The following is a 20041-nucleotide window of genomic DNA, read 5'->3' as shown; positions in this document are numbered from 1 at the left end:
AACTCAGACATGAAGGGGAGCCTAGTGTGCTCCCCTTGTTCTGTTTCTGGAGAAGAAGAAATGACACTGAATATACCAGAAGGGTTTAAGAAATTCGAAGGGCATGTCGGCTTTGTTGAGCTAACTGGTCCGCTATGGATAAAAAGAACGGAAGACGCGGCCTATCTCGGCCTTCGGGTGGAAGAAAAACATTGCAATATTGGCGGCATTTGTCACGGCGGCCTGCTGATGTATTTTGCCGATATGCAGCTTGGCGTCGGGGCACAGGCGGCATCGGAGTTGCGGAAATTTATCCCAACGATCCAAATGTCCTGCGATTTTGTATCTGCGGTGTCCGAAGGTTCCTGGCTGGAAGGGCGCACCGAGCTTATTAAGCAAACCCGGAATTTGCTATTTGCAACCTGCATCCTGACTGCAGATGGCAAGAACGCTTTCAGTGGCTCCGGAATCATGAAAATCCCGTCAGATAAGGGGTGTTATTCCGATGTCTTTCTTCCGCGGGAAAGTTAGCAATTGTATTTACCGGCAAACCTGTTAGTTGGAAGATCAGAATTCCAGAATTAAAAGGGCTTCAATGACCGATCTCGATAAAATTCGCAATTTCTCGATCATCGCCCATATCGACCATGGGAAATCGACGCTCGCGGATCGTCTGATCCAGATGTGCGGTGGGCTGGATGATCGCGAGATGCATCAGCAAGTGCTGGATAGCATGGATATCGAGCGTGAGCGGGGCATCACTATCAAGGCACAGACGGTGCGGCTGCTTTATAATGCCAAGGACGGTGAGACCTATACCCTTAATCTGATTGATACGCCTGGCCATGTGGACTTCGCCTATGAGGTGAACCGTTCTCTTTCCGCCTGCGAAGGGTCGGTACTTGTCGTTGATGCTAGTCAGGGTGTTGAAGCCCAAACGCTTGCCAACGTTTATCAGGCGATTGAAGTTAATCACGAGATTATCCCGGTTCTGAACAAAGTTGATTTACCCGCGGCGGACGTTGACCGCGTGGTTGAGCAGATTGAGGAGGTTATCGGCATCGATGCAAGTGGTGCACTTCCAATTTCCGCAAAAACCGGCAAAGGCGTGGATGAAGTACTGGAGGCTGTAGTCGCCCATATTCCTCCGCCCGTTGGTGATCGAAATGCGCCACTGCGCGCCCTGCTGATTGATAGTTGGTATGATGCCTATCTCGGTGTTGTTGTCCTTTTCCGGGTGCGCGAAGGCGTCATTAAGAAGGGCCAGAAAATCCGCATGATGGAGACAAGGGCGAGCTATCTTGTCGATCGTGTCGGTGTTTTCACGCCAAAGGGACTGGTTGTGGATGAGCTTGGTCCCGGTGAAATCGGTTTTATGACGGCGGCGATCAAGGAAGTTGCGGATACCAAAGTCGGGGATACCATCACGGATGAGCGTAAACCCGCGACGGAGCCTCTGCCGGGTTTCAAGCCGAATCAGCCGGTTGTTTTTTGCGGTCTTTTCCCGATTGATGCGGCGGACTTTACGGAACTTAAATCAAGCCTAGGCAAGCTGCGCCTGAATGATGCAAGCTTTTCGTTTGAAGCGGAGACCTCTGCTGCCCTAGGGTTCGGTTTTCGATGTGGTTTCCTTGGACTGCTACATCTTGAAATTATTCAGGAGCGGCTGGAGCGTGAGTTTGACCTCGACCTGATCACGACGGCCCCGTCGGTTGTCTATCACCTCTATATGCGCAATGGCACATTGGTTGAAATGCACAATCCTGCGGATATGCCGGATGTGATGCAGATTGATCGGATTGAGGAGCCTTGGATTAAGGCGACGATCATGGTGCCGGATGAATATCTGGGGCAGGTCCTGAAGCTCTGTGAGGACAAGCGCGGAGTGCAGGCTGACTTGACCTATGCCGGTTCCCGGGCGATGGTTGTCTATAAACTACCGCTCAATGAAGTCGTGTTCGACTTTTATGACCGTCTTAAATCGGTCACGCGTGGGTATGCGAGTTTCGACTATGAAATGGACAGCTATGTCGAGAGCGATCTCGTCAAGCTCTCCATTCTTGTGAACTCAGAGCCTGTCGATGCCATGGCGATGATTGTCCATCGCGATCAGGCTGAGGCGCGCGGTCGACAGCTCTGTGAACGGCTGAAGGACCTGATCCCGCGCCAGCTATTTAAAATCGCACTGCAGGCGGCCATTGGCGGCAAAGTGGTGGCACGGGAGACAATCTCCGCACTTCGAAAAGATGTGACGGCGAAATGTTACGGAGGCGATATCACTCGAAAGAAGAAGCTGCTGGAAAAGCAGAAAAAAGGCAAGAAACGGATGCGCTCTGTCGGTAATGTCGACATCCCACAGGAAGCTTTTCTGGCCGCGCTTAAAATGGGCGACGACTAGGAGGACAGAAAGCGTCCCTCCGCTTTTCGTCTTTTACGGAAGAGGACAAGTAGCACCAAGCCGAGCACCAAAAAGACTAGCCAAGCGGGCCAGAGCAGAAGATTCAAGATCACCGGATCCCACAGTGTCGGGGAAATATAGCGCTGGACAATGGCTTGAGTCAGGTTCAACCCTTCGGGGTTAATCATGAACCAAAGCTCTCCAAGCAGGATGGAATGCCAGACTTCGCTATCCAGATATTGCAGAAGATCATGACCCAGCACCAGAAAAGCGCTGCCGGTCATGATCCACCCGAGAATACGTCCTATGATCACTTTATCGCCCACTTCATGTTTGATCTGGACATGTTACGGTCAAACTGTGAGTAGTTCAAAGCTTCTCTCGGTTATTTACCGGAAAGTCATATGGGCGTGATTAAATTGGGTCTGATACGGTTTGCCCCCTTGCATTCTCTCGCCTCTCAAGTATATTCGCCGCGCGCCTTAGGTGAAACAAGGCGCACCCTGCGGAGGGGTGGCCGAGTGGCTGAAGGCGCACGCCTGGAAAGTGTGTATACGGGGAACCGTATCGGGGGTTCGAATCCCCCTCCCTCCGCCATTTGCCTGTTTTCTGACATTCTCTGAAATTCCCCGACATTCCTACAATCCCTTTCTAGCAAGGGGTTTTTGAAGAAAAATTGTTATCCAAGGTTCGCTTGCGTTCGCCCGCAGCCGCTGTTACGGTGTAGGTAGAAATGTAGGTAGATATTATGAGTAGAACAACTAACAAGTTATCAGCGGTACAGATCAAGGCGCTTTCCGAACGTGGCCGGTATGCGGACGGTGGAAATCTTTATTTCCAGATTAGCAAGTTTGGGACAAAGGCTTGGATTTTCCGATTTACGCGAAACAATAAGCCACGCAGCATGGGGCTTGGAGGCTACCCCGACGTTTCATTGGCCAAGGCCAGAGAAATGGCTCAGGAATGCCGTGACAAGATTCGGGATGGCCTTGACCCCATAGAAGAACGCAAGGCGGCTAGACAGGCGCTATATGCCGATACAGCGAAGACCATGACGTTCCGGGAATGTGCGGAAAAGTATATTGATGCCCATTCTCCAAGCTGGAAAAATATCAAGCATTTGCGGCAATGGTCCGCCACCCTCGAAAAATATGCCTTCCCTTTCTTTGGCGCCCTTCCGGTACAGGACGTTGATATGGGGTTGGTACTCAAGGCGCTTGATCCAATATGGACAACAAAGACTGAAACCGCCTCACGCGTTCGGCAGCGAATTGAAAAAATTCTCGATTGGGCAAAAGTTCGTAAATACCGAGAAGGTGAAAACCCCGCAAGATGGCTTGGTAACCTTGATATGGTGCTGCCTTCACCATCCAAAATCCAAAAGGTAGAACATCACAAAGCACTTCCATATGAGGATGTCGCGGCATTCGTGTCCCTGCTGCGTAAAAAGAACAGTTACTCGGCGATGGGGCTGGAGTTAATTATTCTTACGGCTTGCCGGACCGGGTCGTTGATTTCCGCGAAATGGGAAGATTTTAACCTCGACAAAAAAGAATGGATCATTCCAGCGGAAAACATGAAGGCGGGCAAGGAGCATCGGGTGCCGTTATCAGTGGCGGCGCTTGAGGTGTTGAAAAAATTGCGGGCGTTGCGACAAAATGAATATGTGCTGCCGGGAGCCAAGGGTAAAGGGCATGCCAGCAACATGGCCTTTCTTCAGCTAATCAAGCGCATGGGCTATAAGGAGAAAGTAACCCCCCACGGATTCCGATCCTCCTTCAAAGACTGGGCATCTGAGCAAACGGCGTATCCCAATGAAGTTTCTGAAATGGCGCTTGCCCATAGCATCGGTAATAAGGTCGAAGAGGCCTACCGCCGAGGCGACCTTTTTGATAAGCGAAAACGAGATCATGGACGACTGGGCGGAGTATTGTTCCGAAGGTAAAAGTAAAAATGGAGATAATGTCGTTCCAATTATGGATAGACAAAGATAGACGAAGATAAACAAGGATACTTTAGGATACGAATATTTGATTCTAAGAAGATTTATTTTCCAAATGGACTGGACGTGCATGTAGGCGAACGCATAAATTCGTGATTGTTCCGGTTGGAGCGTCATTTCAATAATTATGAAAGTTTGACCATATGCTTAATCAACCAATCATCCCCGCCAACGATAATCAGGTCGCCGCCATTAGTGTCGCTGACTTTTGCCGTTCAGTCGGTATCGGTCGCACAAAATTCTATAGAGAACTAGAGGCCGGTCGTATCAAAGCCAAGAAATGCGGGCGACGAACGCTTGTTTCTGCGTCAGAGGTCGGCGTTTGGTTCGAAAATCTTCCAGCTGTAGGGGGTGAATAATGCAAAGAAAAAGCCCCAATCTGGAAATTGAGGCCCCTTCAGATAACACTTTATCTTCACAAAAAAAGTATACCTCTGGCCAGCCCGAAATTCAAGACATTGCAGCCAATGAAAACGACGTAAATTGTGGTTATTCGGCGTCGCAAGCCCGCATTGATTGCCCTCGCCTGACACGACGACAGGTCGAGCTATTATGTGCCGCCGTAAACTACGCGTCGCAAGGATGGCCAGTATTCCCCGTTCATTCGATGAATGAACAAGGCAACTGTTCATGTGACACTCAGGATTGTAAAAATGCGGGGAAGCATCCGAAAACACTTAAAGGCCACAAAGCAGCGACTACTGATATTGAAACGGTAAAACGCTGGTGGGGTGATATGCACGTCGGGGCCAATATAGGATGTTGGTGCAAGGTTAATTTTTGGGTGTTGGATATTGATCCTAGGGACGGTGGCGATAAGAAGCTGGCTGCTCTTGAAGAAAAATACGGCAAGCTACCTAGTACGGTAACGAGCCTAACTGGCGGCAACGGCCTACATTATTTTTTTGGGAAGAACCTTGACGGCGAATACAGAGGCAAAGTCGTCGACGTAGACGGCCATAGTCTGACTGGCTTGGATATAAAGGCCGACAGTGGATACGTTGTCTTGCCGCCGTCAAATCATGTGTCCGGCGGAGAATACCGCTGGAAAGAAGTCCATGGCCTAGGCGAAACAGGCATTGCACGAGCCCCCCAATGGTTGGAGGACCTTTGTATTAAAGTAAAACCGGTGTCGCCTTCGCCTGAGCCGCAAAATGCCGGTGGCCATGGCCACAGAAGCAGTCTAGCGGATGATGAGCTGCCGGATTTGTTGTCTTACATAAATCCAGGCTGTAGCTATGATGAATGGATTACCGTTGGCATGGCCCTTCACAGCGACGGACGCAGTTTTGAGTTATGGGATACATGGTCAAGCAAGGACGAAGATTATCCCGGCGTAGATAAATGCCAAAAAAAATGGAATAGCTTTATCTCAAATGGTGGTATTAAATTGGGTACGATAATTAAAATGGCCCAAAAAAGGGGCTGGGTACATCCATGGCAACGAGATTTACCAACTCCGGTAAACGTAAACATCCCGAAATACCAAAATGAGTTTATCGAGAAACCGGCCAATCTTTTGAATCCTCCCGGTATTGCAAGGACGATAGCAGAATATTTGACTAATGTAGGTGTAATGCCACAGCCGATTTTTGGCGTTGCTGGTGCTCTATGCCTCATGTCAGTAACGTTGGGCAATGGCTATGCAAATGAAACCGGCATTCGTCCAAATATTATGACGATCGCCGTTGGTCCAACTTCTTGTGGTAAGGATGCTGCACGAAAAGGCATAAAAGAATTGCTTAGTAGGGCCGGTAAATTGAACTTAATAGCAGCAGAAGACGTTACGTCTGGAACTGCAATAGAAACCGCGCTTTCTCGTGAACCAAACAGTCTAGGCCTGTTTGATGAATTTGGTATGATGTTAAAAGCCATCAATGATCCAAACGGTGCAGGACATTTGAAAGACATTTCATCGACCTTGATGAAAATGTTTTCGTCGTCGGGTAGCCGTTACATTGGAAAAGCCTATGCAGATCGTGACACTAAAACGAGTACTCGGCGCGACATCGATTATCCATGTTTTTCAATTTATGGGACTACTACCGGCGAAATGCTGGACAAGGCGCTAGGCTCAGCCGACGCCCAGAGCGGCTATCTAAATAGGCTTTTAGTCGTGGAAACCGATACACCGATACCAGAGCAAAAAAATCCTCGACCTCTGAATGATGTACCTGAAGAAGTCGTAAATTGGATTGAAGAAGTTGCTAATAAAGCGGCGACAGGGGAGCCTAGCAGGCCCAATATAGTTGGCAAGACGGACACCGCTCGGGAAGCCATGGGGGCTTACAGTCGAAAAATTCTATCACGTAGAAGGTCGTTGGCGGAAGACTGGGAGCAAGCCTTGTGGGGGCGCAGCATCGAACAAGCGGAGAAAATTGCTATGATCCTTGCCGTTGGTGTGGACCAAGCAAACCCAAAAGATACGGGAGGGCTTGTTCAAAAGGCGTCATGCCCCACAGTAAGGCGCTAATCCTAAGCAAACTAGATAAACAGGACTTTGACCGGGTTGCTGTGACGGCTGTGGCCAGAGATGAAGTTCAGATAGTAGAAATGTCCAAAGAGGTTCATGGTTTGACAGGTGCCGCGTATATCGCCCTTTAACTATATTCTCTATAGTTCTCACCCTATTTTCCACGGTTGGAAAATCGCGGAGCCCGCACCCTGATTGGCTTACAGGTATTTTTTGGTCGGATTTTTCCTTTTTCTTTAGCCCTTATATACGCGGTAGGAAGACAGCAATGGGGTAACGAAAACCCCACCTAAGAAAAAAGAGAAAACTATAGATATAATGACCTTAACATCAGCAATTCGGCGGTGTGCTTAATTCTCGTGTGACAGAAAAAAAGTGGAGAAAAGGGAAAACATATAGCCTAGCTATATGTGCGAAGTAGTTGAGACAACAGCTGGTGGTATAGATCGAATTTGAGGTCTTTGGAATGGCTGGGCTTCGTGGTCAGGCGTTGGTTCTGTGGGAACTGGCCTGTAGGGAGTGGTCTAAGGATGAGGCTACAACACAACATAGCTGTCAGCCTGTCCTGATCCGTACGACTACTGCATTAACAATTATAGACGATGCAGGATGCCGGGTACCCACCCGTGGGGGGATGATTGAGAAAGGGTCCCCCCGCCGCTCATATTTTCTTTCACCTAGAGAAAAAATGATTTTGATTTCGGAAAGTCCCTTGGGACCGGTAGGAGAATATAGCTGCGGTTATCGAACTGGCCAGCAGTTGGAGTGGTGTCTGACAAATATTTCCTCAATAACGGACATTTATGAGCCCAATATGGAGACGGTTAATACTTCCGTTATGTGCCATAAGCAGTCATTAAGTTAAATTTGCAGCGAACAACAACTCTGAGCCTTTTTAAGGCCTTCGGTATGGTTACTCGCATTGACACTTTCGGCCCAAAGCTGCTTTTCGGAGGATTAAGGCCTAATGGTCATTTCCAGCTAAAAGCGGACATAGCCTATTCATCGTTTGAAGTTTGGGCAGGCGCAGCCGGATTGTCGAGAGAGTGTGTGAGGTCATAAGTGACATCGTCCCCTTCGGCGCACGATATTTCTGCGAGCCGAGCTGGCGAAGTCTCTGGACTGAAACCGAAACCGAGGACACCACCTACGATCAGTATCGAACCGATCAGCAATCCGTAGAAGATGTCCATTTTGGTCTTAGAATGGATAGGCTTTCCAAAAAACCAAAGGGTGAACGGGCTCTTCTCAGATATCTTCGTTCCTAAATCCACCTTATAGCCGAGATCTTTCAACGCACTCTCAGCCTCAATGCCAGCCAGCACTGAACCGTCGAGCAAGCGATGATACCAGAGCCGATCCATGAAGTAGAAGGCGAGCAACGGGATGATCGCGGAAACGACAACTATACCGGCAATAGAAATCTCCAATCCAAGGACACTGATCGTGTAGCCTTCCTTGATCGCGTAGCCGCCAATGCCGAGAAACGCACCAGTAACTACCAGAGCAAAATTGCGTATCCGGAGTTCCAAATCGTTGAAATGCTGCTGCACATCGACGATTTTCTTCCAGATTTCGATTTGGCCCGCATCGAGCGGTGGTGTAGGCACGGGCTTAATCACGAACTCACCCCAAAAAGCGGTAATATCTGAGCGAAATTTTCTTCGAGAACGTATGTTGGTTTCAGCCCACCAGGCTTTAGAGCAATACGCTCGCGCTCCACCATTTCAGGCGTCCAGTGGGTCACTTTTCGTAACAGCTCATACTCGGGCTTGTGCTGGCTCGCACCGTAGAGTGCGTGGGCATCAGTAACTTTAGCTTTTTGAGCCATAAAGATATCCTTCAATATGTTATCACCGACGTAGACGACCTCGTCGATAGACGCACCCAAATCAGCAATAATATTAACTAGTATATGTGGATTAGGCTTCAGTTCTCCTTCAGGAGTGTAGTGGTGGGCAGTATGCTTAAACTCGTAGGTTTCAGGGGCGTAGAACCGGGTACTTTCAAAGTCGTCCGGCATCGCGTGATCTGGAGGTGAGTAAAGACAATCAACCAGACCGTCGAGGCCTAGTTTACGGAAGCGGTAATTGGTGTAGAATGCTTGAGACTCAGTGTACGCGGCAATGAAAATTCCGGCGGTCTTAAGCCTTTTTAGTGTCTCCTCTACAGTTGGGTAGAGACTTAAAACTTGGCGGCGAGCCTCTCGAAATGCATCGATGGCCGGCTTCATGACCGTGACAGCGTCATCGCCATAGAGTTCGCGAAGGCAAGGCAACTCCTCAAGCAGACGCGAACATTCGCTTGTGCCATACTTCTGGTGAACCACGCTACATTGCGCGTAAAGCACTTCAGGATCTACGCCCGATATCTCTATGACCTTGCCGATCATTGCCGAAAAAGTCTGGTACCAGAGTTCCTGCCAATCAAGCAGAGTATTGTCTACGTCTGTAATTAGTACTCGCTTCTTCAAAAGTCTCTAGTGCCTCAACAAATTTCAGCGAAGTTCAGTCTCCGCTTTGGTGTCTACTAACTTAGGTGAACTTGGTCGGATCGACAAGTGGAGAAACCACACTCGATACCGACATGCTCTGTCCGCCTGAAGGGCACTGTCAGAGGAAAATTGGGCTTTGACCATATCTTAGCTATTCCATAAAATTCTGGAATGAAAAATCATAATCCATTCCGCTATTTCAAGACATCGCCCGAGATCATCCGCTTGGCGGTGATGATGTATGTCAGATTTCCTCTTTCACTTCGCAATGTCGAAGACCTTCTTCATGAACGGGGCATCGATATCTGCCACGAAACCATTCGCTATTGGTGGAACAAATTTGGTCCATTGTTTGCGCGCGAGGTCCGGAAGAAACGGATTCATCCGTCTCAGAATTATTCAAACTGGAAATGGCATCTGGACGAAGTATTTGTTAAGATCAATGGCGAAACACATTACCTGTGGCGCGCCGTCGACCTCGAGGGAGAAGTGCTGGAAGTCTTTGTTTCTAAGCGCCGTGATCGCAAGGCAGCCCTGGTTTTTCTTAAGAAACTTATGAAGCGGTATGGACGCCCGCATAAAATAGTAACGGACAGATTACATTCCTATCGCGCCGCCATGAAGACGCTCGGAAATGCCGAGGTACAAGAGGTTGGGCGTTGGAAGAACAATCGCTGTGAAAATTCTCATCTCCCATTTCGACGGCGAGAATACGCAATGCTTAAATTCAGACGCTTGCGAAGTTTACAGAAATTCGTTTCTATTCACGCATCATTCCATAACCACTTCAATCATGAGCGCCACCTAAACAACAGAGAAACATTCAAGCTTCAACGAAATGCTGCGCTGGCCGAGTGGCAGCAGCTTAGCGTGGCATAATTGGGGTGCTTTATTGGCAAATTGCGTCAAATAGAGACGAGGTCGCATTAGTCTGACAGCACCTAGCGCAGCGTAATCGGGACGTCATATTGGTAAATTTCGTCAAACAGAAACGAGTTCGCATTCGCTTGATAGAACCTGACCGGTTCATTTTTGTCGGATAGAGTCATTTATGTGGGCCATGGATTCCAAGTTCCTTGCAGATAACTTGAAGCATAACCTCGTTTGCTCCGCCACCAACGGCCGTTTGACGAGCTTCCCGATATATGCGAGAGATGAAACTTTCATTCATGAAGCCTTGGCCACCCCAGAATTGGGTGAGTTCTACCGGGATTTCCATGGAAAGCCGCCCGATCAGATATTTGGCCATGCTAGCAAGCTTGGTGACATTTTCTCCGGCGACATATTTCTCGGTCGCCTGATAGAGAAGGGCACGGACTGATTCTATTTTTGCCTGGAATTCGGCAATCTTGAAATGAATAAACTGATTGTCCAGCAAAGGTTTGCCAAAGGCGATACGCTGTCCAAGATATGTGACAGTTTCCTCGATGGCGAGCTCCAGAAAGCGGATGGAACGGGCGACGACAAAGAGACGTTCTTCCTGGAATTGCTGCATTTGATAGATAAAGCCCTTTCCTTCCTCGCCGATTATATTCCGTTTGGGAACCCGGACATCATCAAAGAAAAGCAGGGCCGTATCTGAAGAGCGATAACCAACCTTGTCGAGTTTCTTTCCGACGGAAACGCCCTTTGTGTCCAGCGGGACAACGATCAGTGATTTGTTACGATGCGGCCCATTCTCCGTGGAGGTATTGACGAGTAGGCATATCCAGTCGCCTTGTACACCATTGGTAATCCACATTTTGCTGCCGTTGATTACATAATCATCCCCGTCCGCTATGGCAGTGGTTTTGATATTGGCGACATCGGATCCGGCGCCGGCTTCACTGACACCGATACAGCCGACCAGGTCGCCCGCGATGGTTGGGGCCAGAAACTCGCGTTTCAGCTCTTCCGATCCATAATTCGTGAGCGCCGGGGTGCACATGTTGGTCTGTACACCTATCGCGGAGCAAATTCCCATTGTGTGCAAGTTGCCGAGTTCTTCCGCAAAGGCGACCTCATAGGAAAAATCGAGATCAGATCCGCCATATTCGGTGGGCTTGCCAATGCCGAGAAGTCCCGCATCGCCTAGCCTTTTCATAACCTGATGGGCAGGGAAGATGCCTTCTTCCTCCCATTGATCAACATGCGGGTTGATATGTTCGTCGATTATTTTACGGGTGACCCGACGAAGTTCGTCATGCTCATGGTTCCAAATCACCGTTCTCTCCTCATTTGGTGTTGCGGGAGTATTATTATTCTTTCGGCTGGGTTACAGCTCCAGCCAGCCCTTGATCACAAGATCGCCGTTCTGTGTTTTGACGAATACGTCATACCGGTTTTCCTGATCCGCGGTTTGTGTGCCTCCCGCGGTAACAATATCGCCATTCCGCACGGGCGCGGAGAAGCGGATATTCAGCTTGGCAGAGGACACGGCCTCCTTGCCGAAGGTCCGGGTAGCCGACTGCCAGATCAGGGACAGGGACATCGTGCCGTGGGCAATCACATCGCCAAAAGGCGTTTTGCGGGCGAATTCCGGATCGGTATGGATTGGGTTGAAGTCATCCGTGATTTCGGCGTATTTCTGAATGGCAGCCTGATCGACCGAGAGGCTGCTCTCAACAAGATTTTGACCCATTTCCCTCAGCCTCCCCAGATAATGCCCATGAAACCGGTGAACAGCAGATCGCCGTTCTGGTCATGGGATTTCGTTTCAAAGTAAACCCAGTTGTTGTTCTTGCGGGTTTCCTTTTCCCGGCAATAGCTCGTGGTTGTAATCTCATCGCCAACTTGCGGAAGTTTGTGGACTTTAAACTCCTGCGTGCCGTGAATATTGCCTTTGGGGCGCGGTTGTACCGTGGCGAGAAAGGCGCGCATGGTAATGGCTGAAATCATGCTCGGCGGTAGATCAGGCAGCAGCTCTTTATCTGCCGGAAATAGTTCGCACCACTGTTCGGCCGACGCATCATTGAACGTCTGGGCGTTGGTTCCGAGGTTATTACCCGGCTGTAGTTTGTCGAAGGTAAGCATGATTACCCTTTGCTGACTGGTTTTGCCTGCGGGATGTACTGCTCACCGCGACGTTCAAAGGTAAGCTCGACATCCATACCGATATGAACATCGGCCACGTCGCAATCGAGGATATTCATCATGGCTCTGACACCCTCTTCCAGGTCGATCAAGGCAAGTACATAGGGCAAGTCTGCCTTAAAGGCCGGGCTAGGCGCGTGATTGACGACGGTGAAGGTTTTGACCTTTCCGCGGCCACTAACTTCTTGCCATTCAAGGTCTTTCGAGTGACAACTTTTGCAGAGTGCACGGGGGTAGAATTGCTTCTCGCCACAGGAATTGCAGCTTTGGATTAGGAACCGTTTTTCATTGCAGGCTTCCCAGAAGACTGCGGAATCGGGGTTGGCTACAGGAACTGGTTTGCCGGTCATATTTTAGGCCCTCCCAAGGACGAGTGAGCAATGAGCGGAGAGAATGCCGCCATCTCCGTGAACGAAGGCAAGTTGGCTATCCTCCACCTGACGGCCTTCTGCTTCGTGGCGCAGTTGCCGAACCGCTTCAACAACATGGAACATGCCGCCTGCCGCCCCGGAATGACCATAACTCATCAGGCCGCCGTGAGTATTGCAGGGAAGGCGACCGCCGATTTTGAGGGCGCCGTCAAGGCAGGCGGGACCGGCCTCGCCACGTTCAAAAAAGCCGATTGATTCCAGTTCGACCAGCAGCGTAATCGTGAAGGAATCATAGATTTCCGCAACGTCGATGTCCTTCGCGGTAACGCCGGCGCGTTCAAATGCCGTGCGGGCGGCCTGTTTGCAGCCGAAATCGCTGAGGGACGGGGCCGCCATAATATGTTCATGAGTGTGACCCTGACCGGTACCCATAATCTCGATAGAGGTTTTAGGCCGATCGCCGCCCGAATCCGCGGCACTCACTACGATGGCTGCGCCGCCATCAGAAATCAGACAGCAATCCAGGACATGCAGGGGGCTCGCGATCATCCGGCTGTTCAGCACATCTTCAATGGTGATTGGCGTTTGCCGATGGGCTTTCGAATTCATCATCGCATGTTCGCGCGCGGTGACGGAGATTGATGCAAGCTGCTCGGACGTCACGCCATATTCATTCATATAATGCGTCGCGACGAGGGCGTAGGCAGCCGGGACGGACATTCCGTAGGGATGTTCAAACTGGCCATGCCCAACCTTGGCAAGCGTCGCGACCGCGCCGCCCTTGGCCATGCCGGTTAGGCGGTTATCACCCGTGACGACTAAAACATTTCGGCATTGTCCGCTTTCCACGAGGGAGGCTGCCTGCATGACCATGATGCAGGCCGTGGCTCCGCCAACCACGATGGCGGCGTTAAACTTTGGTTGCAGGCCCATATATTCACAGAAAACGGAACTCAGCATCAGATGAGGTTCCGTGAAGGAATAGGCGCAGAGAACGCCGTCTATGTCAGATTTGTTCAGTCCTGCATCAGCAATGGCACCAAGGGCTGCATCGGCATGTAGGCCCATACAGCTGCTGCCGGGAAGCTCCCCGACATCTGTATCATATGCACCGGTGATAATCGCTTTTTTCATAGAGAAGCCTCTTTACTTGATTTTTTCTTTGTCCCAGTTGAACGCCAGAGGCTGCTTCGCGAGGAACCGCGCAACCGCATCATGGTGATAGTCCGTCTCCAGCGCAGATTGCCTGCGCGTAATTTTCCATTTCTGAAAGGGCGCGCTGGTCGAGTTCGGAAGACTTGTTGAGGATAGTTTTGGCCATACCGATTGCCGGACGGGACGCATTGGCAAATTGCTTGGCAAAGGCGAGAGCATGGGTGACGAGATCTTCATGCGGTACAATATCCCGGATCATGCCAAGGGATTTCGCCTCTTCGGGTTCTACTGTCCGGGCCGTGAATACAATGTCTTTTGCCGCCTGTAACCCGACAAGGCGCGGCAACAGGAAGAAGCCGCCCAGATCCGGCACTAGTCCGATGCGACCGAATACCGCGCAGAAGCGGGCGCGGGGGGAGGCGAAGATGAAATCAGCCGCTAGCGCAAGGTTCAATCCGGCACCGAATGCAGGGCCGTCAACGGCGGCAATCACGGGCAGTTCCAGATCAACCAATTCACGGAACCAGAGATGCAAATCCTGTACTCGCTTGCGATTGACTATGGTGGGGCGGCGGGCCTCGCTCAATGATTTCAGATCGCCGCCCGCGCAAAAAGACCCACCCGATCCGGTAATGACAAGAGCCACAATATCCTGATCCTCGCGGACATGAAGGATGACTTTTGTGAGATCGGTCCGCATCTGCAGATCGAGGGCATTTTTGCTGTCTGGCCGGTTCAGCGTAATCAGGCCAATATTGTCATTTACCTCGAAAGTGAGGGTTTCAAGATCTGAAATCGGCTCAGACATGATTATAGCTCCAGACTGCGGGCGATCAGATTTCTTTGGATCTCGCTCGTTCCCTCGCCAATAACATAGACCAAGGCATCCCGATGATAGCGGCCGACCGGATATTCCCGCATGATACCGGCGCCGCCATGAATACGAATGGCGTTTTCTGTAGCTCTCAAGGCGACTTCCGATGAAATCAGTTTGGCCTTGGAGGCAACCGCGTGGGTCAAAGTATCCTGATCTACACACCATGCGGCATAATAAACGAGCCATTTGGCGGCTTCAATTTCCGCACTCATATCCGCAAGCTTATGGGCAATTGCCTGGAAGTCACCGACTTTCTTGCTGCCGATCTTGCGATCACGCGCATATTCGAGGGAGGCGTCAAGAGCGGCCCGCGCAATGCCGAGGGAGTTGGCGGCAACACCAACCCGGTTCTCCATCAGGGAATCAAGAATAATGGGGTAGGTGCCTGTTTCGCCGCCCAGTAGGCAGTCGTCAGGAACAAAGGCGTCGCTGATATAGATCAATCCCGTTTCCGAACTGCGGATACCTTCTTTCTTGAGTTTCGAAATTTCGAATCCATCATTCGGCATTTCAACGATAAACAGGCTGATAGCATCGGCAGTTGGTTCCGGGCTGGTTCGTGCGGCCAGCAGGATGAAATCGGCGAAGGGCGCGTTGGTGATATACATTTTCGCGCCATTGACGCGCCAGCCACCATCGACTTTCTCCGCCCGGGTTTTAAGGCCGCGCACGTTAGAGCCCACGTCGGGTTCGCTCAGGCCAAAGGCGGCAATTTTATCTCCGTCGACGGCCGGCTTGAAGAACCGTTCTTTCTGATCTTCGGTTCCGGCTTTCCATATGGGCCAGATGCCAAGGTGCGAATGTGCGGACATGCTGGAAGCGAAGGCCTGGCTTACGTAACTTAGCTCTTCGCGGATGATGCAGTCCGAAATCTTGTCCATGCCCGTGCCGCCGCTTTCAACAGGATAACGGGTACCAAGGATGCCAAGCTCACCCCACTTTTTAAACATCTCTTTCGGGAAGGATTCTGTCTCTTCCGACTCAAATACAAGGGGGCGCATTTCTGACTCACAAAAACGCTTGATTGTTTCACGAATTTGTTGTTGTTCCTCAGTGAAGGTGAAGTCCATCAAATGGTTCCCTGCTGTTGCTAATTAGGTTTCAGAATTTGTATTGAATTATTGCAATCCAAAAACATATTGCATTCTTTATAAAAAACAATATTCTGTAAAGAGAATTTTTGAGACGCTGGGGCAACTGATGAATCAGTGTCCTGATAATAAATAATATTCTATTCGGGAGGATAGATGATAAAGCGGTTTCTCGATCGAATTACCTCGAGTTTTACAATGCTCTCCGGCATAGCGCTGATCTTTATGCTGTTGCAGATCAGTGTGGATGTGTTTTGTAAATATGTTTTCAATACTCCGTTGCTTTGGACAATGGATGTGGTTGCGTCCTATATGATGGTAGCGATCGTGTTCCTGCCACTGGCGGAAGTAGAGCGTAAGAATAGCCATATTCGAGTTGAATTGCTGATCCAGGGTATGAGTTATCCGGTTCGGCGCGTGATGGTGGCATTCTCGACAGTTGCCACGATTGTGTATTTCAGCGCGCTGACATGGCGCGCCTGGGGCGACGCAGTCGAAAAATATGAAATTGGCGAATATGTGATGGGTGAAGCGCAAGTAACTGTCTGGCCCGGGCGGTTTTTTGTGCCTTTTGGCTGTGCCGTTCTGGTGCTTTTGCTGATCTACAAGCTATGGCGCTACATCACGGATAAAGAATTTCTAGAATCCGAAGAAAAACTTGCAGCCTCCGGAGAACTTTTCGATGAGTGATATTCAGATTGGTTTTGCCGGGCTGGCCATTATGGTTGTGCTCATGCTGCTTTACGTCCCTGTTGGCGTTGCGTTGGGGCTTGTCGGTGCGCTTGGCATCTTTTTTGTGCTGGGCAGTGGTGCCATGTGGGGGATTATTACGGCAATCCCTTATGATTTTGCTGCACACTGGACGCTCAGCTCCGTCCCGATGTTCCTTCTGATGGGCTATGTTGCCTATCATGCGAAGCTGACGGATGGTTTGTTCCGTATGGCCCGACTGTGGCTGTCGGCACTGCCGGGTGGGCTTGCTATTGCTTCCATCGGCGGTGCGGCGGGCTTTTCGGCCGTGACGGGCTCCAGCCTTGCCTGCGCGGCTGCCATGGGGCGGATCGCGGTACCGGAAATGCTACGTTACAACTATGACAAGGGGCTCGCTTCCGGCGTGGTAGCGGCGGCTGGTACAATTGGCTCAATGATCCCACCAAGCATTATGCTGCTTATCTACGGTGTTTTTGCTGAAGTTCCGATTGGCAAGCTGTTTGTAGCGGGTGTCATTCCGGGCATTCTGACCGCATTTATGTTCGCCTTGATGGTTGTTGCCCGCGTCAAAATAAATCCGTCGCTCGCGCCCTCACTTGATGCACGACCGACTTGGAGTGAACGGTTTGTGTCGCTTGGTGAAACATGGCCGATCATGGTGATCATCATATCGGTGATCGGTGGCCTTTTCCTCGGCGTCTTCACACCAACGGAAGCCGGTGCGGTCGGTGCCTTCATGTCCTTTGTTGTCGCTGGTTTGCGCCGCAAACTGAATTTCGACCTGATCAAAAAATCTGTATCGGAAACACTTGTCAGCACGGCATCTATCTTCGTGATTGCAATTGGTGCCGCCATACTGACGCGTTTTCTGGCTTTGACCGGGGTGCCTGACTTCTTGTCAGACTTTGTTTTGGAGGCGGCTGTCAACCCGCTGACAATCCTTTTGGGAATGGCGGTAGTCTATATCATCCTCGGAATGTTCCTGGATCCGATTGGCATCATGCTTTTAACATTGCCGATCTTCCTGCCGGTTGTCGAAGCTGCGGATATCAACCTGGTCTGGTTTGGTATTTTGATCGCGAAATTCCTGGAGATTGCTTTAATCACTCCGCCAGTTGGACTGAATGTGTTCGTTATCAAGGGCATAGTGGGCGATGCAATATCCACAGTTACGATCTTCAAGGGGATCGTGTGGTTCTTGGTCGCGGATTTGATCACCATGACCTTACTTATCGTGTTCCCGCAACTAAGCCTCTGGTTACCGGCTCTGATGAATTAGTTCGGTGGCGGAATAATAAGAAGAATATGCCTGCAGGATGCGTATTACCACACTGCCACACAGTTATCGCGCAGGCTTAAAATGAAGGAAAAAAGAGAGGAAAAATAAAATGAAAATCGAACTTTCTAAAATTTCACTGGTTGCAGGGGTAGCACTTGCCGCGTCGGTTTCCTTCGCCAGTGTATCTTCTGCAGATCAAGGACGTTTTGCTTCCTTTGTCTCCCCGAAGAACCCGGTCGTTGAATTCGGTGCCGAGCCATTCATTGAACGGGTTGCCGAGGAAACTAACGGCGAACTGACCTACAAGATGTTCGCGGGCGGTTCTCTGCTCGGTGGTAAAAACATGGTTCAGGGTCTGCGAGACGGCGTTGCTGACATCGGCCAGATCGTTTTTGGCTACTATCCGGCTGAGTTTCCTTATGCCAGCCTAGTTGCCGACATGGCCATTTATGGTGAGTATCCGCCAGCTGTGGCGGCTGCCGTGACAGAATTCAATTTCCTGAACTGCACGGGTTGCCTTGAAGATTACAAGCGGAATGGCATTGTTGTTCTGGGGACAACCAGCACATCCGCCTATCAGCTGCTGGCTGCTGAGGATATGAGCACGGTTGAGGCTCTGAAGGGTAAGAAGATCCGTACGGCCGGTGCCCTGTGGTCTCGTTGGGCAGTTTCTGTTGGTGCGATTCCGGTTTCCGCTCCGTCCAGCGAAATGTATGAGCAGATGTCCCGTGGTCAGGTTGAAGTTGCTATTCAGCCGACAGGCGCCCTGAAGAGCCATAGCATCTGGGATGTTGCTCGCAAGGTTACCAAACTGAATCTTGGCACTTACCGCTCATGGGGTATCTTCTCCGTTAGCTCCAAGCATTGGGCTACGCTTAACACTGATCAGCGGACGATCCTGATGAAGAACGCATCGATCGGCCTGATTGATGCGGCGCTCGGCTATATGGCGAAAGATGATGAAGTCGAAGCCGTTGCTGAAGAAAAGCAGGTCGAAATTATCGAACCTTCTGAAGCGCTGAAGAAATCCGTTACAGACTTCCTAAAAACCGACCGGGCGACCGTGATCGAATTGGCAAAAACCAAGTATAAGATCGCAGATCCTGAGCCGCTGATGGACAAGTTTGTTGAACTCATCAACAAGTGGGAAGATCTGTATAAGCCGATTCAGGGTGACCGGGATGCAATGTCACAGATGCTTTGGGACGAAGTGATGTCCAAGGTTGATGTAGCAACACTGGGCAATTAATCTGGTCTGGATATTTTATAAAGACGGAATGAGCGGGAATTTTCCCGCTCATTTTTTTGATTAACTGGTCTGTTTCGGGATACCCTGAATGGCCGCCGTAATCTTGGTTGCGGCGTTTTTTACTGCAATGGCTATATTGTTCAGTTTTTCGGGATCAAGCTGTGCGCTAATTCCAACGGCACTGATTGTCATTTCCGGCTGCCCTTCAATATCAAACACCGGCGCAGAAACTGTCGTAAATCCGCGCGAGAAATTTCCTTCGTCGATTGCGCAATAGTTATTGCGAACCTCCGTTAGACTTTCATACCATTCCTCGAAAGGAGCGGGGTTTTCTATCCGAATGCCTGAATAGGCTGCTTTCAGCTGTTTTTTCGGAAGGCCGGAAAAGGCGGCGAAGCAACGCCCGAGAGCACCGACAAAGCAAGGAAGCCTTTGACCGATGTTCATATGGATACTGATTACAGCGCCGGATTCTGTAATGGCAATTAGCATGACCCGGTCATCCCGTACCTTTTGCCATAATGTAACAGTGACTTGATATTCCGTTGATATTTGGTCAAGCAGCGGCTGAATCATTCGGACCAAACTGGCACTGTTGAGCGCCGAATGGGCTATCTCGACCAAGCCCAGCCCGATTTGATATGTTTTCGTATCCGGATTAAAGACCACTAGTCCTTCATGAACCAGAGTACGTAATAGGTTGAAGCAGGTGCTCGGGTTTATCTTCAAGTCGCGGGCAACTTGTGTAACGCCGAGGGGGCTATTGCTGGCACTAAGGTATCTCAACACGCTGATACCGCCGACCAATGCACCGACGAGTTTTGTTTGTGGAATAGTCTCGCTTTCCATATTGCTCCACTACTCTGCTTTTCTGAAATGTAACAAAATCA

General features: G+C 50.2%; 18 protein-coding genes, 1 tRNA gene and 1 pseudogene. 9 read left to right on the top strand and 11 right to left on the bottom strand.

What is annotated here, in order from left to right:
- Positions 1-60 precede the first annotated feature (60 nt).
- Together AC0L73_RS08545 and lepA are read left to right on the top strand one after the other, a co-directional pair.
- Positions 61-510, top strand: a complete 450-nt coding sequence (locus AC0L73_RS08545) for a PaaI family thioesterase (protein WP_227948822.1) — start codon at positions 61-63, stop codon at positions 508-510.
- Between the two features lie 64 nt (positions 511-574).
- Complete coding sequence (gene lepA, locus AC0L73_RS08540) at positions 575-2377, top strand: translation elongation factor 4 (protein WP_473655330.1); 1803 nt, start codon at positions 575-577, stop codon at positions 2375-2377.
- On the opposite strand, the gene AC0L73_RS08535 is transcribed toward lepA, so the two are convergent.
- The gene (locus AC0L73_RS08535) at positions 2374-2691 is read right to left on the bottom strand and encodes a hypothetical protein (RefSeq protein WP_227948826.1); all 318 of its coding nucleotides are present in this window, start codon (positions 2689-2691) and stop codon (positions 2374-2376) included. The genes lepA and AC0L73_RS08535 overlap by 4 nt on opposite strands.
- Before the next feature lie 193 nt (positions 2692-2884).
- On the opposite strand from AC0L73_RS08535, the gene AC0L73_RS08530 reads away from it, so the two are divergent.
- The 3 genes from AC0L73_RS08530 (at position 2885) to AC0L73_RS08520 (ending at position 6852) form a co-directional block, all read left to right on the top strand.
- Positions 2885-2974 (top strand) — tRNA-Ser (locus tag AC0L73_RS08530).
- Positions 2975-3125: 151 nt separating this feature from the next.
- On the top strand, positions 3126-4322 hold the full coding sequence (locus AC0L73_RS08525) for a tyrosine-type recombinase/integrase (RefSeq protein WP_473655329.1): 1197 nt from the start codon (positions 3126-3128) through the stop codon (positions 4320-4322).
- A 415-nt stretch (positions 4323-4737) separates the two neighbouring features.
- Complete coding sequence (locus AC0L73_RS08520; RefSeq protein WP_473655328.1) at positions 4738-6852, top strand: bifunctional DNA primase/polymerase; 2115 nt, start codon at positions 4738-4740, stop codon at positions 6850-6852.
- Between the two features lie 998 nt (positions 6853-7850).
- On the opposite strand, the gene AC0L73_RS08515 is transcribed toward AC0L73_RS08520, so the two are convergent.
- Together AC0L73_RS08515 and AC0L73_RS08510 are read right to left on the bottom strand one after the other, a co-directional pair.
- A complete protein-coding gene (locus AC0L73_RS08515; protein WP_473655327.1) occupies positions 7851-8474 on the bottom strand; it encodes a hypothetical protein in 624 nt (207 codons plus the stop codon).
- A complete protein-coding gene (locus AC0L73_RS08510; RefSeq protein WP_473655326.1) occupies positions 8471-9325 on the bottom strand; it encodes an HAD family hydrolase in 855 nt (284 codons plus the stop codon). The genes AC0L73_RS08515 and AC0L73_RS08510 overlap by 4 nt, the downstream gene beginning before the upstream one ends.
- 192 nt (positions 9326-9517) lie before the next feature.
- Between AC0L73_RS08510 and AC0L73_RS08505 the strand changes: the two genes are divergently transcribed.
- Positions 9518-10225, top strand: coding sequence for an IS6 family transposase (locus tag AC0L73_RS08505; protein ID WP_473654778.1), 708 nt, complete (start codon positions 9518-9520; stop codon positions 10223-10225).
- Positions 10226-10391: 166 nt separating this feature from the next.
- On the opposite strand, the gene AC0L73_RS08500 is transcribed toward AC0L73_RS08505, so the two are convergent.
- From AC0L73_RS08500 to AC0L73_RS08470, 7 genes and pseudogenes are all read right to left on the bottom strand, one after another.
- Entirely contained in the window at positions 10392-11549 is a 1158-nt protein-coding gene (locus AC0L73_RS08500) for an acyl-CoA dehydrogenase family protein (RefSeq protein ID WP_227952438.1), read from the bottom strand.
- Positions 11550-11600: 51 nt separating this feature from the next.
- On the bottom strand, positions 11601-11966 hold the full coding sequence (locus tag AC0L73_RS08495) for a MaoC family dehydratase (RefSeq protein ID WP_227952439.1): 366 nt from the start codon (positions 11964-11966) through the stop codon (positions 11601-11603).
- A 5-nt stretch (positions 11967-11971) separates the two neighbouring features.
- Positions 11972-12358: an FAS1-like dehydratase domain-containing protein gene (locus AC0L73_RS08490; RefSeq protein WP_473655325.1), complete on the bottom strand. Its 387-nt coding sequence runs from the start codon at positions 12356-12358 to the stop codon at positions 11972-11974.
- A 2-nt stretch (positions 12359-12360) separates the two neighbouring features.
- The gene (locus AC0L73_RS08485) at positions 12361-12768 is read right to left on the bottom strand and encodes a Zn-ribbon domain-containing OB-fold protein (protein WP_473655324.1); all 408 of its coding nucleotides are present in this window, start codon (positions 12766-12768) and stop codon (positions 12361-12363) included.
- A gap of 3 nt (positions 12769-12771) precedes the next feature.
- Positions 12772-13923 carry a thiolase family protein gene (locus AC0L73_RS08480; RefSeq protein ID WP_473655323.1) on the bottom strand — a complete coding sequence of 384 codons (1152 nt, stop codon included), beginning with the start codon at positions 13921-13923 and terminating at the stop codon, positions 12772-12774.
- Positions 13924-13935: 12 nt separating this feature from the next.
- Positions 13936-14752, bottom strand: a pseudogene (locus AC0L73_RS08475) (enoyl-CoA hydratase/isomerase family protein).
- Positions 14753-14754: 2 nt separating this feature from the next.
- Positions 14755-15891, bottom strand: a complete 1137-nt coding sequence (locus tag AC0L73_RS08470) for an acyl-CoA dehydrogenase family protein (RefSeq protein WP_227952444.1) — start codon at positions 15889-15891, stop codon at positions 14755-14757.
- A 177-nt stretch (positions 15892-16068) separates the two neighbouring features.
- On the opposite strand from AC0L73_RS08470, the gene AC0L73_RS08465 reads away from it, so the two are divergent.
- The 3 genes from AC0L73_RS08465 (at position 16069) to AC0L73_RS08455 (ending at position 19151) form a co-directional block, all read left to right on the top strand.
- Positions 16069-16602: a TRAP transporter small permease gene (locus AC0L73_RS08465; protein ID WP_227952445.1), complete on the top strand. Its 534-nt coding sequence runs from the start codon at positions 16069-16071 to the stop codon at positions 16600-16602.
- A complete protein-coding gene (locus AC0L73_RS08460; RefSeq protein ID WP_227952446.1) occupies positions 16595-17902 on the top strand; it encodes a TRAP transporter large permease in 1308 nt (435 codons plus the stop codon). The genes AC0L73_RS08465 and AC0L73_RS08460 overlap by 8 nt, the downstream gene beginning before the upstream one ends.
- A 109-nt stretch (positions 17903-18011) precedes the next feature.
- A complete protein-coding gene (locus AC0L73_RS08455) occupies positions 18012-19151 on the top strand; it encodes a C4-dicarboxylate TRAP transporter substrate-binding protein (RefSeq protein ID WP_227952447.1) in 1140 nt (379 codons plus the stop codon).
- A 60-nt stretch (positions 19152-19211) separates the two neighbouring features.
- Here AC0L73_RS08455 and AC0L73_RS08450 read toward each other — a convergent pair whose 3' ends face one another.
- Positions 19212-20000 carry an IclR family transcriptional regulator gene (locus AC0L73_RS08450; RefSeq protein WP_227952448.1) on the bottom strand — a complete coding sequence of 263 codons (789 nt, stop codon included), beginning with the start codon at positions 19998-20000 and terminating at the stop codon, positions 19212-19214.
- Between the last annotated feature and the right edge of the window lie 41 nt (positions 20001-20041).

This window comes from Sneathiella sp. D3-11 (assembly GCF_055809395.1).
This window is presented reverse-complemented; position numbering and strand designations above follow the sequence as displayed.

Bases quoted from the DNA above. Each gene is read 5' to 3' on its own strand.
- lepA (WP_473655330.1), top strand. From the start codon at position 575: ATGACCGATCTCGATAAAATTCGCAATTTCTCGATCATCGCCCATATC.
- AC0L73_RS08485 (WP_473655324.1), bottom strand. From the start codon at position 12,768: ATGACCGGCAAACCAGTTCCTGTAGCCAACCCCGATTCCGCAGTCTTC.
- AC0L73_RS08495 (WP_227952439.1), bottom strand. From the start codon at position 11,966: ATGGGTCAAAATCTTGTTGAGAGCAGCCTCTCGGTCGATCAGGCTGCC.
- AC0L73_RS08465 (WP_227952445.1), top strand. From the start codon at position 16,069: ATGATAAAGCGGTTTCTCGATCGAATTACCTCGAGTTTTACAATGCTC.
- AC0L73_RS08450 (WP_227952448.1), bottom strand. From the start codon at position 20,000: ATGGAAAGCGAGACTATTCCACAAACAAAACTCGTCGGTGCATTGGTC.
- AC0L73_RS08525 (WP_473655329.1), top strand. From the start codon at position 3,126: ATGAGTAGAACAACTAACAAGTTATCAGCGGTACAGATCAAGGCGCTT.
- AC0L73_RS08480 (WP_473655323.1), bottom strand. From the start codon at position 13,923: ATGAAAAAAGCGATTATCACCGGTGCATATGATACAGATGTCGGGGAG.
- AC0L73_RS08460 (WP_227952446.1), top strand. From the start codon at position 16,595: ATGAGTGATATTCAGATTGGTTTTGCCGGGCTGGCCATTATGGTTGTG.
- AC0L73_RS08470 (WP_227952444.1), bottom strand. From the start codon at position 15,891: ATGGACTTCACCTTCACTGAGGAACAACAACAAATTCGTGAAACAATC.
- AC0L73_RS08455 (WP_227952447.1), top strand. From the start codon at position 18,012: ATGAAAATCGAACTTTCTAAAATTTCACTGGTTGCAGGGGTAGCACTT.
- AC0L73_RS08490 (WP_473655325.1), bottom strand. From the start codon at position 12,358: ATGCTTACCTTCGACAAACTACAGCCGGGTAATAACCTCGGAACCAAC.
- AC0L73_RS08545 (WP_227948822.1), top strand. From the start codon at position 61: ATGACACTGAATATACCAGAAGGGTTTAAGAAATTCGAAGGGCATGTC.
- AC0L73_RS08520 (WP_473655328.1), top strand. From the start codon at position 4,738: ATGCAAAGAAAAAGCCCCAATCTGGAAATTGAGGCCCCTTCAGATAAC.
- AC0L73_RS08505 (WP_473654778.1), top strand. From the start codon at position 9,518: ATGAAAAATCATAATCCATTCCGCTATTTCAAGACATCGCCCGAGATC.